The sequence below is a fragment of the Rubripirellula obstinata genome (genome assembly GCF_001642955.1).
Taxonomy (GTDB): domain Bacteria; phylum Planctomycetota; class Planctomycetia; order Pirellulales; family Pirellulaceae; genus Rubripirellula; species Rubripirellula obstinata.
In genome coordinates, this window is sequence record NZ_LWSK01000124.1 from 1 (window position 1) to 15427 (window position 15427).

The following is a 15427-nucleotide window of genomic DNA, read 5'->3' on the forward strand; positions in this document are numbered from 1 at the left end:
AATCGCCAAGGCGATTGACGACTTTAACCCTGGGCTATGTTGTTTAACGCCGTTGGCGTAGAGAAAGAAAGTAGCGCAAGCAAGAATGACTTTAACCCCAAAGATTTAGCGGCCCAGGTGATGCCCACGCGGTTTAACGGTTGAGTGCCCTATTTTGCTGGAAACAAATCTTCTGCTTCGGTATTCGTAAACAACGTCTGCTCTTGGCCCGATGGCCACATCACCCAGACTCGAAACCGTATCGCAGCGCCGCTCTCGACACTTGCGACCAACGACTGCAGTTCAGCGATGCGATCGGCGTATTGCCGCAGGCTGTCGGCTAGTCCATCGTTGTACTTTTGTTTGATGCGAATGATTCGCTTACCGCGGCTTCCCGCCATGTCGTAAACATTCTGCAAGCGATCGGCTTCACGACTGACCAATTCGGCTCGACCAGCCAGTTGATTAGCGAACAGTTCCAGCGAATCTCTGGAAACCAATTGCCAGGGCATGGACGAATCCAAACGCGCCGCGTAACGCAGGCGACACGAGAGCTTGCGACTGCATCGGACATCAAACTTAATGGCTAAGTCAACGCTTTCGCTGTCCAGTGGTTTGATGATCGCGAGACCTCTGGCACGTCTGGGTGAATCGATCGGAATGGGTTCAACCCAAGTCATTTCCAGTTCTTCCGGAAGATCAATTTCGACTGACATTCGCGAAACGCTTGGCGGAATCGGCGCGGTCAAATTCCAGGTCGGCCGCATGTCGGGTTGGTCCAACCGAATGGACCAAGGTTCGGCTTGGACTTTCGGCCTAAGAAAAAATGCGGAACCATCACCGCTGGAAAGACGACCGTGATGCAATGATCGAGCACCCGCGATCTTTGCCGCATCCGCAGCCCAAGCGAACGTCAAGTTGTTGGTCGTTGCATCGATGATGCCGATAGCCCTTGTTCCTTTGTCGTTGACGATGTTCCAGACGCCACTGTCATCCGTCGGCTTGATCGAAAGTTCGGTGTCGTCGGGGAACGTCAGCGTCAGTGTCTTGGATGCCTCGGCACCAGGGAATTGGTCATCAAGAATCATCGGAGCGACTTGATCCATGGGCGGCAATTGGATCGCAGTGGAGGTGACGCTTCGAGTCGCTTGCTGAAGCTCGTCCGGTTCATTGGCGTCAAGTGAATTATCCGACAGCACTCTTTCATCTGATTCGGTTTCATCGGCTAACTGCATCGCTGATTCGTTGCCTGCGTTGTCTGCGTCGCCTGCGTTGTCCTGGCTGGACTCCGGTTCATCATCCGGGTTTTTCGAAACGTCAGGTAATTCTGCTTTGACGGCGGTGCCAGACTTGGGTTCTTGCAGATCATTGCTGTCCAGATCGGCAGCGACAGGGCTGGGCATCCCGGGCATCATGCTTTCGAGTGAAAAGCTTGGTGCTTGGTCGGCTTCCAGCAACGATATTTCTTCGTCGCTGATCGACTCGAGTGATTCGAGCGAGTCCACTGAGTCAACCGATCGTTGCGGATTCGCAAGCTTGCTATCGATCGCTGCAAACAGATCGTTGCCGGCGAATCCGGTTGTAGCACGAGTGGATGGAAAGTCTGCAAAGACTCCTTTGGGAGTCGCCGGCGACGGATCATTTTCGTCGTTGTTGGATTCCGCTATCGTCGTCGTTGAATTGGAACTTAAGATCCAAAGCAACGCTCCGCCACACAACAACGTGCCCGCAATCACCGCGATCTTTGGCCAGGCAAGATTCTTGTTCTGCTCTTCGGTTATCTGATCGTTCGGCACCTGATCACGCGGCACCTGATCGTTCAAATCAACTTCGCGGCCGACCAGACGATCCCGAAACTCAACAACGAATTGCTCGATCTGTTCAGGGGAAAACTTTGCTTGGTCAACCGCGTTGATTTCACCTTCCCGATCGTCAACAAAGCGAATCTGTCCGTCGCTTGTTACTTCGAAGTCGTCCAGTTTGAACTTTTCGATTGCTGGTTGTACTTCGTGTCGCGACGACGTTTGCAATGATTGGCGAAGTTGAAAACACCAATGATCGATCACCTCGACCGGCGGTTCCCCGAGTCGTTGCGTGAGAGATGCCAATGATTCGAATTCAGTTTCACGCTGGCTTTCTGGTAATCGATCCAACAGGCGTCCGGTCGCTTGCTGGAGCGATATCTCGCCATCGGCAACTTGTTGCACCGTTTCTTCTATGGATTGGCGATCGATCACGGGTGATGCACCACGAAGTAGGAATGAACGTTTCGTCGCAGACAGCCAACGGCTATCGATCGGGATTTTAGCGGTTTTGCGGCGCAGGGATGCGATACAGGCGGGCTGGTCGTCAAAGTTTTCCTATGCGGAACCAGTGGAATAACCAAACATTCAGTGCCGATCGTGCCGATAAGTCCGATCGGAGCGGTTGTTCTGGACTCGTTCGGCGCGGAATTTTCCGTCGCCTCGGGCGAATTGCCAGCGTCATGGTTTTCATGACCAACCGCGCCAACGGAGCCAAATCCCGAGTGTGGGCCCATCAGCCAGGCGGTCAGAGCCGCGGAGACCAGCGTGATGCATTCAATGAATCAGATAAAAGCCGTTCTACTATTCAGCGCCATGTTGGCCTCCATCGGTGGCATTGCCATTCCGAGTGCATCTGTGCAAGCACAGCCGCCTAGGACGCAAAATGCCGATTTGGATTTCGCAGCCAGCGGATACCTGATGCCGCCCGGTGCCAATCCAGCCAACGCAGTTCGTCAGGCTGGCATGGTCGGGCAAATGGCAGGCGGGCCTACTCAATACGCACCCGCTGGCTACGCTCAACCGATGCCCAGCAACGCGGCACCAACCGGACCGGCCGGCGTCGCCCAAGTCGGATTCTTCTCCGGCGGATCAGCCGGTAATTCAGGAGGCTGTGATTCCGGAGGCTGTGATTCCGGATGCTGCGGCGGTGGCGGTGGCGGCTGTGATTCGATGGGCTATGGGCAAATGGGTCACGGGCAAATGGGTGGCGGCTACGGCGGACCACTGGGCATGGGAATGATGCCCGGTATCTGTAATTCCGGCGGATGCGGTTCAGGATGCGGTGGCGGTGGAGCCTATCAACAATGTGATCCCATCCTGACCGGCGGCATCGTCGGCAAGATGCGTGGCGAAGGCGGGGCCGACGGCGAAATGTCAGGGCTCCGGCACCTTTGCATGTTCTGTCGCGGCGGCGGTTGTTCCGCTTGCCAGAGCTTTCACCCCAGTGCTTTACTGGGTGCATTAGCTGCACTACGACCCTATTCCGAAGCTGGATTGTGTGCCCAACGTTGGTACGACCTTTCAGCCGAAGCAGTCTTCCTTGGACACAACGCGGGCGGCAACGGCGCACTGACGTCACAAGGAATCAGCGGACCCATCGTGCTCAATGCGAACGACGCGGGTGCAAACGACCTAGAAGCAGGCATTCGGCTTTCCGGGGCCATCATCATGGGGCCAGGCGGCAACCTGGAATTAACGTACATGGGCGGTCAAGAATGGAGCGGATCACAAAGCGTTTCCGACCCGAACGCAGAACTGTTCTCGTTCATCAGTGACTTTGGAATCGAACCCGGCACGACGCTGGCCGGCGAAGAAGGATTCGATGATACCGACCGATCACTGTCACAATCGATCGCCGGATCCAGCAGATTCCATAGCGGCGAATTGAACTACCGTCGTCGCACGGTCGGGCCGTACTGTCGCTTCCAAGGATCATGGCTCGCTGGACTTCGTTACTTGCGATTCGACAACGGACAACTGTTGACGATCCGCGGTCAAGACAACAACACAGCGGCCAACAACGGTACACGATTCTTTACAGCCGACGCAGGAACCGAGAACAACTTCTTCGGTGCCCAGATCGGTGGCGACTTGTGGTGGAACCTGATTCCAGGCGTCAGCATCGGTACGGGAATCAAGGGAGCTTGGGGACAAAACGATTACTCCAGCCGCACACTGGTTCGATCCAACTCCGCTGGCCCAGGTGCAACGCCCGGTGAATTCGCGTTTGAAAACAGCGATCGTGACACCACGGTTGTGGGCGAATTTGAGCTTAAGTCGATGTACCGTCTCAATCGCGATTGGACCTTTCGATCGGCCTATTACCTGATCGCGATGGATGACTTCGCCCAGGCAGGACTAGACGTTGGCAGCCTTCGCAGCTTGGCCAACTCTGATACCCCGGCCGGGATCGACAGCACCGGCACGCAGTTCAGCTCGCTGGTCGTGCAAGGCTTCTCCTTTGGTGCCGAATACACCTGGTAGAAAGAGTCGCAGAATTTGTCTCAAACTCGTTAATCCTAGTTTCGCAAAAGATGTCAGTCTTCGGAGGTTGGGACAACCTCCGCTACAAAGAACTCCGTCAGAACGCATGAGCTGACCTGTTCAAAAAGCCACCAAAACCCCGCTCGGTCCGCCAATTTGATTGGTGACCGAGACGGGGTTTTTTGCTGGTTTTAGCGGATGACGGGATTCAATCGCGAACCGGGGAACTTTGCCAAACATGCCAGCGTCCGAATCTTTGGTGTTGATTGACACCTCTATTGACGCAACTAGAATCGCAGTCGCTCCTTTTCTATTCGCCACAAACTACCCAGATTCCGCACTGGGTTTGCCATTGTGGTGATGAATTGGCGAACGACAGGCGTCAATACGACCGATGCAATGAGATAGCCCCGAGTGCCGAAGGTGTCTATTTGCCGTATTTTGCCATCATTGACGGACTAGTGTGTAACGAAACTGACGACCTGACAGGCGTTCGACAACGCTGAACCTCATCCCATACAAGCCATCACCGAACAATTTGAGTTCTTGCAAACTGTGCAGCGAGCTTGGATTTCAGTCTGGTAGAGACTCTCGATGAAAAAACGAAACGAATCGACCTCCAACTCTCCTGCTCGCAAGCATTCCTCTGGGAAACTCGGGAAACCTGGCAAGCCCGCAAAACGGCGTTCGAGTAACAGCGTCAAGAGTCGTCGTCTTTCGTTGGAGGATCTGGAAAGTCGCCAACTGATGGCGGTGTTGACGGAAGTCCCGATTCAACCGGCACCGGCGAACCTGCCACAGTTCGACGCTCCTCGGAATGTCGGCACCGTCGCGGCGTTTAACATCGCCGAAACCGAGTCGACGAACTTAGACAACCCGAACAACACTCGAAACGCGGCGCAGTTTCTTCCGTTTGGTACCGGTTCAGGCAAGCAGGATACGATTGATGTGACGGGCACGCTGCCGGTCAATACCAACGTGACCAACACCAGCGGCTTCGCGGCCGACATTGATGTATACAGTTTTGATTTAAGATCCGGCGATATTATTGACATCGCAACGTTAGGCGCTGCGGGCGAGTTCGCGTTGCAGGGACCGTTTGGTCCAAACGGACTTCCGCTTCCGGGTCAGCCAGCGGTTGCGGTGACCTTTGCGTCCAATGCACCCTCGGGCGCTCTATCAACCCCTTTGCAAACCAATGCTGTTGCATCGGGAACCTATGTGGTTCCAAGAGATGGTCGGTATTTCTTAACGATCGCTCCCGCTACACAAACGACAACCTACACACTCGGGCTGCGAGCCTATCGACCGACGAGCGAGTTCTTGGTGTATGGCGATGCCCAGATTTTGTATTTGGATTGGGAAGGCGGAATCGTTGACAACAACGTTTTCCTTCCTTCGGGTGATGGTGATGATGCAGTCCCTCCGTTTGGATTCACGTTCATTCCTTCACTGGAACAGTCTCTACCAGATTTAGGGTTGGAGTTTGGTGATCTCGAAAACGCGGCGACCACCGCCGATGCAATCGCCAATGGTGTCTACGCAGAAGTGATCGAGATTTTTGAAGAGCTGACAGTTGATTCCGTCAACGGCGATTTCGAGGCGACCGGCGTCGCGGGTGATTACGCAATTCGAATTTTGAACAGCCGTGATCCCTTCCACCGCCAGTGGTATGAAGCGAACGCCAACGATCCGCGTTTGACCAGGCTGCTAATCGGCGGGACGGCGGCAGATACAGGTTTGGATGGCGACGAGGCAGACCCCGGCCAAGCTGATTTCACCGACATTGGTAATTTCGACCTCAGTCAAATCGCACTGTTTCCGTTGGACGGCTTTGTCGAACTGACTGCCGATACGCCAATTTCACCAAACTCGAGTCGCTTGCAATTGACGAGCCAGTTTCTAGCATCGATCGCGGCCCATGAAGCCGCGCAGATGTTTGGAATGATCCCTACCAACAACGTGAATACGATCTTAAGCCTCGGTGATAATCGCGGAGGACAAACGGACCTTTTCGCTCAAGGCCTTGGCAATGACGGGATCTTTGGAACGCTCGATGACGTCCAGCCTATCTTTGCAAACGACTTCTTCGACGATCCAACCATCCGCGCTGGATTTAGTCGCACTCGAGACACTCTGACCACTGCGCTTTCCAGCGGTACCATCGGTGGTGTTGCAACGACCGGTTCGGTCTTCAACGACGTCAATCGCAGCGGAACTCGAAACTCAACCGAAGTGGGCATCGCCGGTGTGACCGTCTTTGCAGACATCAATAACGACGGCATCCAAGACCCAAGCGAACCCAACGCGATCACGGATTCGTCGGGTTCCTATTCGTTGACGCTGCCACCGGGAACGTTCAACATCCGCGCCACGACGCCAAGCGATTTTCTGCTGACGACTCCTGCGTCTGTTTCTAGCAGCACGGGTGCCGCATCGTTTGGATTCGTTCAAGTCGTTTCCAACATCACCGGCACAACCTTTGTTGACACCAACGGCAACGGACTTCGCGAGCCCGGTGAAGGCGGAATCGGTGACATCTACATCTACATCGACGAAGACGGCGACAACCGTCCCGACTTGTTCGAGATCAACACTCGTTCCAGAGAAGACGGAACCTATTCGCTGAACTTTCCCGGTCCAGGCACCTACACCATACGCCAAGTCTTGCCGCCCGGTTTCGAGCAAACCTTCCCGGCGTCTGGCGAACACACGGTGGTCTTTGATGGCACCAGCCTGACCGACAATTTTGACTTTGGGTTCCTGCCATCACGCGATCTAGGTGATGCACCCGATAGCTACGGCACCACTGATTCAGCCAACGGTGCAAGTCACGGCATCGTGGCCGGATTAACCATCGGCACGGCGGTTGATCGCGAAGCCGATGGTCAACCGTCGGCCAACGCCTTGGGCGATGATGCCGCCGGCATCGATGACGAAGACGGCGTTACTCAGGTCACGCCGCTGGGACCAGGATCGACCGGCAACTTTGCGGTCACCGTCACCAACACGACCGGGTCACCGGCCTACCTGCAAGGTTTTATGGACTTCAATGGCGACGGTGATTTCACCGACGCGGGCGAACAGTTCACGACCAATCAATTGATCCCATCAAGCGCGGCCGTTCAAACAGTAAACGTTTCCGCAGCCGTTCCCGCTGGTGCGACGCCGGGCAACACTTTTGCTAGATTCCGATTGAGCCTCAGCCAAGACGTCGGCGCGACTGGGTTTGTGGCATCCGGTGAAGTCGAAGATTATGCATTCAACATTCAGAATCGCGCGGACATTCTGAACGCCGACCCCACTGTCGGTGATCCGGTCAGCGAAGCGATGTTCACGGTTTCGCGAAACACACTCTCCAACCCGTTGGACGTGCTGGCCAATGATTTTGAGATTGCGGGCAATCCGCTTCGCGTTGATACGCTCGACCGAACTGGCACCGAAGGTGTGGTTGTCGTCGGGGCAGGCGGACTGACCGTCGATTACACGCCGCCCAATGGTTTCTCTGGCGTGGACCAATTCCGTTACTCGGTCGTCGATTCATTCGGCAGCCCCGTGCTGGATTCACTCGGCAATCGTCAATTTGCAACGGTGACGGTCAACGTGACTTTCCAGTCAAACGTGCCGATCGCGGTCGATGATTCGTTCCAAGTTCCAGAAGGCAGCGTCAACCGTCCGCTCAACGTGTTGGACAATGATGTACCAAGTGTCTTTGGTGGACTGACCATCACCAGCGTGACTGCCGGGTCCAACGGCGGAAACATTCAAATCATCGGTGGCGGTCAATCACTGCGTTACACACCGCTTCCAAACTTCTCCGGCACCGAGCAGTTTACGTACAGCATTCAAGACACCGCGACTCCGCCCAACGTCAGCACCGCGCAGGTCACCGTCAACATGACGCCCGGTTCGACCAATGACGATGTCGTCGATTTCACCGTTGGCATCTTTGATCCTGTCAACATCAACACACCCGTAACCAACGTTCGCGTCGGAGACGAGTTCTTGTTGCGTGTTTCAGTCGAAGACCTTGATCCGAACAATTTCCGGTTCGCAAGCGAAGAGGGCGTGGCATCGGCCTTCTTGGACTTGCTTTACACCGACGAATTAGTGGCACTGCGAAACACGGGTGCGAACCCATCGTTCCCGTTTGATATTTCATTTGGCCCGTTGTTTTCCGGCAGCGAAGATTTCTTGCAGCGTGCCAACGCAAACACACCTGGCTTGTTCGATGAAGTTGGCGGCGTTCAACCGCTGACCAACCAGCAAAACCACGACGGTCCCGTGGAACTGTTCACCATCCGAATGGTCGCAGTGTCACCTGGCGTCGCTCAATTCACCGCCGATCCTGCTGACGAAACGCCCAGCGAGACTGTCATCATCGCTTCAGACACCGCTCTGACGCCAAGCCAGTTGGGGCTCGGTCGCACTGAATTGATTATTGTGCCTTCGTCTGACAACTTCACGTCAGCGATTGACGATGCGTTTTCAGATGGACGAGATTCGCTTGGGGCACTGATCACCAACAACGCCGCGTTACCTAGCCGCCTGGACGTTCTGGATAACGATAACCTCGGACCCACTGGTGCTGTTCGAGACTTGGGATTTGGGCTGGTCACCAACCCAACCTTTGGCACCGTCTCGATTGATGACAACGGAACTCCGAACAACCCAAGCGATGACTTCTTTAGCTATCGGGCAAACGCTAATGCAAACGGCCTGGAACGCTTCACGTATTTCATCATCACCGATGATGGAGTCAGAAGCACAGCCGAGGTCACGATTCCGCTTGGCAACACCAACAACAACGCATTAGTCGCGATGGATCTATCGCTGGTCAGCGCGACGTTCAATTCGGCGACCGGTCAGTTTGAAGCAGGTGCGGCATTACCAACCGGCAGTTCGGTTTCAGTCGGACAGACCTTCGGCGTTCAAGTCACTCTTGATGACCTTCGGACCTTTGACGAAACGTTTGTCTTCGCCGGGTTCTTAGATCTCTTATACAGCAGCGATACGATTCGCCCAGTGGCAGGTGTTTCAGGAACTGAGTTCGATTTCGACGTCGAATTTGGAGCCAATTATCGCGAAGACGCAGGCGTGGGAACTGCTGCACGTTTAGGAATCATTGACGAATTTGGGTCACTGTCATTTGCGACCGCCATTGGCCAAGGCAGCGATCCAGCGACGCTGGCAACGTTGTTCTTCGAGGCTGTTAACCGTGGGCCGATCCGAATCGCTGGTTCACCAGCAGATTCGTCGCCGTTCCAAGACACACTTCTGTTCGATCGAGACCAACCGGTTGAAGTTGGTGAGATTCGTTACGACGTTTTAACGACCACGGTCGTCGGCAACGGTGAAGGTGAATCGATCCAGAACCCTGTCTTCCCGCAAGACGTTAACAACGACGGAGCAGTCTCACCGATCGATGCATTGTTGATTATCAACCGCATGGGCCGTTCATCGAGCCTGGGTGAAGGCGAGGCATTTAGCCGCAACACCAACGTCTATTACACCGACGTCAACGGCGACAACGAAACGACAGCAATCGACGCCCTGCAAGTCATCAACTACCTCGCCCGAAACGCCAATCAAGGTGAAGGCGAATTGGTGGCTGCACCCGTTGCCACACTCCTTCCTCAAACCACAGCCGACGAAAGCGAAGATGCGACTGTCTTAACTGATAGCGTCGTTAGTGATTCAGTGTTCGCCGACCTGACCCAAGACTCAAAGCTTCTTTCAACCGAATCAACCGCAGATTCAGCGGCCATGGTTCCCGGTTTACAAACCAGCGATGAGTCAGCCACGGATGACGACGAAGACATCCTTGGCCTGCTGGCCGACGACGTCCAAGGGCTATGGAGCTAGGGAAGATTGATTCACCTCATCGGTTGAATCGCAACAAAATTTGCAACCGTTCCTGACCTTGCGTCAACGCTTCACGTCCGGGATACTCTGCAAATCGAGAGATCTTCCAACGATCACTCCATCAGCCGAAGTGGCGGAATTGGCAGACGCGCTGGATTCAAAATCCAGTTCCCGCAAGGGAGTGAGGGTTCGAGTCCCTCCTTCGGTATAAGTTGGCATCATCGCCAGCGCTCAAAGGCTCGCAGAACCCCGTGTTTTGCGGGCTTTTTTCGTTTTCGACCAAATGGCGTGATTGCCCCCGATTGCCCGTTTCATCTGTCGAGTGGGGTGGATTTTGGGGTGGTTTTTCTAGTACCCCACCGGCACCGATAGCGATGGCTCTTTCAAACGACGATTGCATGGTCATTGCGTAGTGCTTCATTGCGATGGGGGCACTGTTGCCCAGCCAACTTGCCACGTCCTTGATGGGGTACAACGCAATCAGTTCGGTTTCACGGGTCGCCCGTAGGTTCTGCATCAGCTTCGGCCACTCGGTCAGCCCGGCACGTTTGACAATCTTCTTGAATGTCTCGTTGATACCGGCGGACGGGTCGTAGCGCGTCACCACCAAATCACCTTGGCTGCCCAGTTCGCGGGCACGCATCAGGTGCGGTAACAGCTCGGGGAAGATCGGGCAAACCCGCGTCGGTGGGTTCTTGTTGGACCGGACAATCATGCGGCGGTTGGGAATGTCGATGTCTTCCCATCGTTGCAGTCGTGTTTCGTGCGAACGCATCCCAGCGTATCGGGCAAAGGCCAACATGATTCGCCAGTCCTCGCAACTGGCGGCGACGATGCACTTCTCAATCCAGTCAGCAGGCACGAAGAATTGCCGGTCTGGATTCCCACCCACTGTGACCTTCTCATCGGCGAACGGGTTAGCGGCAATGATTTTGCGCCGCACCGCAAGGTTAAAGAACTCTCGGGCGCGTCCAATCCGGCGGCGTACCGTGTTCTTCGCCAAACCGGCCTTGGGTTTATCTTTGGGCACTTCGCGGGCCTCGGTTTCTAGCCAGATTCGAAAGTCCTCAGCATCACCGGCGGTGATGGAAGTGATGCAGCGGTCTTTCCCAAAGAACGTCGTCAGGTTCCGTTGCACGTCTTCCAATTGGTCGTTGGTTGACTCGGCACGCTTGCCGCGTTTGATGTAGTCAATGCACCATCGGTCTAGCTTTGCCTCGGTTGCATTGCCCCGCAGCTTCCGCCGCTGGACCAATCCCCAACCAGCCAGCTTATTGTGCTTGGCATCCGGCAACGATTGCAGCCAACTTTCGACGAACTTGGGACGTAGCTCATCGTTGGCGACGCAACCGGCTAATCGTTCTAGCGTCTTACCGATGTTCTCGGCTTGCGTTTCGGTACGAACTTTCGGTCCTGGGTAGTAAGACCGGCGAACGTCACCGACGAAGAAACGGATTTCAAATGTGCCGTTTTTAGTTTGGCGGATACTTGCCATCGTGTTCATCTCCACGAAAATCATCAAAGGAAGAAAAATGCAACGGCGGGCCGGGTGATGATGCCCAGCTTTCAGCCGCTAAGCCTAGCCGTTGCGGTCACCATCATAGCATCGACCCGCGTTGCGTTGCGGCGTCAATTGTTTTGGTCAGTCGTCTTGTAGGTTTGCGGCGGTCAAGCACCGGGAACATCGCCAAACGTCGTCGGACGTTTGGGTATCGCAGGGGGCACCGCAGGCCGGGCACGGTGGCAATTCCTGGGGAGCCATCCCGCCCAAGTCGTGGTCATGCCATCGGACTCGGGAAAGGCTTTGCCCATCATCGAACCAAACCAGCTTCCCGCAGTCTTCGCAGCGGATACCCGGCGGTGCTTCGGTGTCGAACAGATTCGCGGCCCCGCAGTGATGGCACGTCGGTCCTTTGCCGGTCGATGGTTCATTGGTAGGCGGCGGTTCATCCGGCGGGGGATTTTCGGGCACGTTATCGGCCGTCGGCGATGCCCTTGGGGTCCCATCGTTTCCGAACAAACCAGCAAGCAGGGTACATGCCCCTGGCCGTGCCCTATCGACCCTTTGTACCCTGCCAAGTGATTTCACCCCGTCTTTTACGGTGTTTTCGTCATCGTCGGATAGGGTACGTGAATCGTTCAGGGTCCGTAGGGTCCAAAGGGTCGATTCCTGGGAGTGGTCGTCACCTTTCAAGAGTCACCCCCAATCACGTCGTAGCCGTAGCGGCTCGCAATGCTGGCGATGGCTTCGGCGGGGTCACGAAAGACCTTCCGGCCATTCGACTTGTGGGACGCGAAGTAGCGGCGAAGGATCCCGCCCACCATTCGCGGACGCCACGAATCATCAAGTGATTCAGGGTCGATGATTCTTGCCCGTTCCAACACTTCACCGGCGGTCGGTACCTCGTTGATTGTCCGCAGCCGATAGTAAGCGGTCAGAATCAGGCCATCGAACTCGGGGGATGAATCCTCAGCAGCGGCCCGTGTCATCTTCTCGGCATGGTCAACCAGCAATCCCACCGCGTCGTCGTCGCCAGTGTGAGCGACAATCCGCAGTAGCGGCCCCCACAACTCCGCGTCACGATTCGCCAGTGACGACGATGGACAATCAGCCGTCATCGCGTTGTGAGCATGCTCAAGCGCCCAGCAGTGCAACGCATCCAGCACGGCGGCGGCTTGCTCCGGTGAATCGTCAAGCGAACGGTTCACTTGCGGGTCATCGCCACCGGCTCGCATCATGCGGACGGTGATGCAACGCGACGACAACGCAGGCGGCAAACCCTTGATGCAACCAATCACCATCGGGCCATAGCAATCGAACGAAACCGAACGGTAACTATCCCCGGCGGGTTCCGACTTGCGAACACTCCCACCGCGTCGGTATCCCGATAGTAGAATCGACAACAGGTCGGCAACATCCGGCGAACGGGTATCCCGCAACCGCTCAGCTTCATCGAGTAGTAACACACCACCGAACGCATGGCGAGTACGAAAAACCGATGATGCACTGACGTTGCCGTTCATCATCGGACGAAACGCCATCCGCGATAGCACTTCCATCGTCCGCGTCTTACCAGAATTAGGTGGACCGGCCAAATACAGATACGGCACCGCCGGTAGCATCGGGTAAACGTAGGTCATCATCACCCACGCGGCCAACGTCAGCCCGTGTCCGCTTGCGTCGTCGGACGGTAGCACGCTGTAACGGTTGATACGCTCAGCTACCATCCGCAACACTTCGCCCGTCGTCGGCGATGACTCGCCACGCAACCAGGCTTCGCGACTTTCACGACGCCAACGGTTCAGGTCTTTCACGTCGCTTGCGGTCGGCTCCGATGGCGATGGGGAAAGCCACAATTGCGAGTCACCAGACAACCGCAGTTCAGCACCCAGCCTATCGACCCGGCGTTCATCACCAACGCGAACGAAGTGCAACCATTGGCCGACCGTCATGGAATCGGTTCGGATGATTCGCGGGATTGCGATTGCCGACACGTCAGGACGTAAAACCAACTCAGGGCGTACCACTTGGGTAGCGTCCACTTCGTCGCCGTCCATCATCATCGTCGATGAATCAGCGTTGTCGTCGTTCAGTCTTGCGGCTTCGGCATCCAGTCTATCCGCAGCTTTCAACAACTCCGCTTCGATGTCCTTGGCATCGATGGGGCATCCATCACCGATGGCGGCAACCACGTCTTTGGCAAACCGTCGGCGTTCAGCGGCCTTTGCTGGGGGCATACGGTCGCGGTGAATCGTTTGGTCACCCAACTTGCAAACCACGTTGGCGATACCGTTACGGCCCGCTAGTGTCGCTTCGATGACCAATTCATCGGGTGCGTTGTCGGCATCGTCTTTGCCGATGTCGCTGTTTTCAATGACTTGGGTTCTATCGTTCATGGCTTCACCGCCTTTGCAACCGAAAGGCTACGCGGCTTTGCAGCATCAACGGCGGCAATGATGTCGGCGGCGGATGCACCACGGGCTACCCAGTCGCGAACATCGCCGATGCCATCGGGCGGCGCGATGATTCGCACCGCTCGGCAACACGTCAGCAGCGGCACCATCAAAGTTTGGGCACCACGTCGGCCCGCGTTGTCACCGTCGGCGATGATGATGCACTCGGTCGGCTTGAATCTCCGAACGGTCTTGCACTCGGTCAGCACCGCCCCGGTTGCCGATGCCCGGCCAATCACCGGCAAGCCAAGCGAAAGAACGGCGGCGGTGTCGGTCGGTCCTTCCGCGATGAATAACCGCTCGGGTGCTTGGGGTAGTTCCGATGGAATGAACAAACCAGCACTTCCACCACGAACGGACCACTTGCGACCCGTTTGGATGCAACGCAATCGAATCCCGATGATGTTGTCGGCTTCGTCTACCATCGGCCACGTCGTCGCGTTCCGCTCGGTCATCCATCCAACACGCAACCGAATCAGTACGGCGGCGGGCAGGTTCAGACGAACGGCCAAGCGTTCCCACCAATCCGGCTTCATCGCATCGTGGCAACGGTTCGCCAGTGATGCCAAGTCGCGGGCCGGTTTCACTTCGTCGCGGTTCAATCGAATCGAACTCACCACGGGCCGCGTCTTGGGTCGCTTAGCGGTTCGCCCGGTCACGCCCAACCAATCCGCCAACCATCGGCAAGCGGTCGCGGTGTCGGAGTCAAGCAGCCAGCGGAGCGTTGCCAATCCGTCACCGGGTTTGGGGTCGCAACCTTTGGTAAAGCAGCCTCGGCAATGCACCGCACCACGGGCGGCAACATCGGGCCAAGCGGCGAAACGGTCACGCCCCCGGCAGTTGATGCAAGGATGACCACGGCCATCGAGCAATTCAGCGGGCAAACCAGCGTCGGAAAGAATCGCCAACCAACGCCCAGCGGCGTCGGTCAACAGTTCGTCGATGGATGGCAACGGGCTAGAATGTTGGTGTAGTTTCTGGGGTCGTCGGTCACGCATCGGCGGCCCCCTCTTTGTTGGCATTCTTTGCAGCTTGCTTGGCAGCTTGCCGTTCAGCGGCAACAGCTTCGGCCTCAGCGGTCCCGGCCTTGATGGCATCAATCACCGCGTCGATTTCATACAACCGGCGGTCACCATCAAGCATCGACGGGATAGCCTTCTCTTTGGTCCGTCGGTCCAGCTTGGCAAGTGACCAGCCAAGTATCTCGGCCATAGGAGACTGCTGCAATAACAGCAAATACGTTTTGTTTTCGGTCGGGCGTTTCGAGAAAATCGCCAGAGGGCGATATCAGCTAAAGACGAAAGAGTCGTCTTCGCGATTGAAATAGGGCTCAGGGCTTG

Annotated in this window: 8 protein-coding genes, 1 tRNA gene and 1 pseudogene; 4 read left to right on the plus strand and 6 right to left on the minus strand. The window is 56.1% G+C overall.

Going from position 1 to position 15427, the window contains the following annotated elements; translation table 11 throughout:
* Positions 1–149: 149 nt before the first annotated feature.
* On the minus strand, positions 150–2216 hold the full coding sequence (locus tag RC85_RS21115; protein ID WP_068266536.1) for a hypothetical protein: 2067 nt from the start codon (positions 2214–2216) through the stop codon (positions 150–152).
* Positions 2217–2561: 345 nt separating this feature from the next.
* On the opposite strand from RC85_RS21115, the gene RC85_RS21125 reads away from it, so the two are divergent.
* The 4 genes from RC85_RS21125 (at position 2562) to RC85_RS28610 (ending at position 11184) form a co-directional block, all read left to right on the plus strand.
* On the plus strand, positions 2562–4268 hold the full coding sequence (locus RC85_RS21125; RefSeq protein ID WP_160148173.1) for a BBP7 family outer membrane beta-barrel protein: 1707 nt from the start codon (positions 2562–2564) through the stop codon (positions 4266–4268).
* Between the two features lie 594 nt (positions 4269–4862).
* On the plus strand, positions 4863–10133 hold the full coding sequence (locus tag RC85_RS21130; protein WP_068266545.1) for an Ig-like domain-containing protein: 5271 nt from the start codon (positions 4863–4865) through the stop codon (positions 10131–10133).
* 124 nt (positions 10134–10257) lie between these two features.
* Positions 10258–10341: transfer RNA gene (locus RC85_RS21135), tRNA-Leu, on the plus strand.
* Positions 10342–10896: 555 nt separating this feature from the next.
* The gene (locus tag RC85_RS28610) at positions 10897–11184 is read left to right on the plus strand and encodes a hypothetical protein (RefSeq protein ID WP_068266548.1); all 288 of its coding nucleotides are present in this window, start codon (positions 10897–10899) and stop codon (positions 11182–11184) included.
* On the opposite strand, the pseudogene RC85_RS29070 reads toward RC85_RS28610, so the two are convergent.
* From RC85_RS29070 to RC85_RS21160, 5 genes and pseudogenes are all read right to left on the minus strand, one after another.
* Positions 11092–11652: pseudogene (locus tag RC85_RS29070) on the minus strand (hypothetical protein); the annotation flags it as partial. The gene RC85_RS28610 and the pseudogene RC85_RS29070 sit on opposite strands and share 93 nt — an antisense overlap.
* A 123-nt stretch (positions 11653–11775) precedes the next feature.
* Positions 11776–12105: a hypothetical protein gene (locus RC85_RS21145; RefSeq protein WP_068266551.1), complete on the minus strand. Its 330-nt coding sequence runs from the start codon at positions 12103–12105 to the stop codon at positions 11776–11778.
* Positions 12106–12323: 218 nt separating this feature from the next.
* Positions 12324–14030 carry a P-loop NTPase family protein gene (locus tag RC85_RS21150; protein ID WP_068266554.1) on the minus strand — a complete coding sequence of 569 codons (1707 nt, stop codon included), beginning with the start codon at positions 14028–14030 and terminating at the stop codon, positions 12324–12326.
* Positions 14027–15040, minus strand: coding sequence for a primase/helicase family protein (locus RC85_RS21155; RefSeq protein ID WP_068266557.1), 1014 nt, complete (start codon positions 15038–15040; stop codon positions 14027–14029). The genes RC85_RS21150 and RC85_RS21155 overlap by 4 nt, the downstream gene beginning before the upstream one ends.
* Before the next feature lie 37 nt (positions 15041–15077).
* Entirely contained in the window at positions 15078–15299 is a 222-nt protein-coding gene (locus tag RC85_RS21160; protein WP_068266560.1) for a hypothetical protein, read from the minus strand.
* Positions 15300–15427: the final 128 nt, after the last annotated feature.

Bases quoted from the DNA above. Each gene is read 5' to 3' on its own strand.
- RC85_RS21125 (WP_160148173.1), top strand. From the start codon at position 2,562: ATGAATCAGATAAAAGCCGTTCTACTATTCAGCGCCATGTTGGCCTCC.
- RC85_RS21130 (WP_068266545.1), top strand. From the start codon at position 4,863: ATGAAAAAACGAAACGAATCGACCTCCAACTCTCCTGCTCGCAAGCAT.
- RC85_RS21150 (WP_068266554.1), bottom strand. From the start codon at position 14,030: ATGAACGATAGAACCCAAGTCATTGAAAACAGCGACATCGGCAAAGAC.
- RC85_RS21160 (WP_068266560.1), bottom strand. From the start codon at position 15,299: ATGGCCGAGATACTTGGCTGGTCACTTGCCAAGCTGGACCGACGGACC.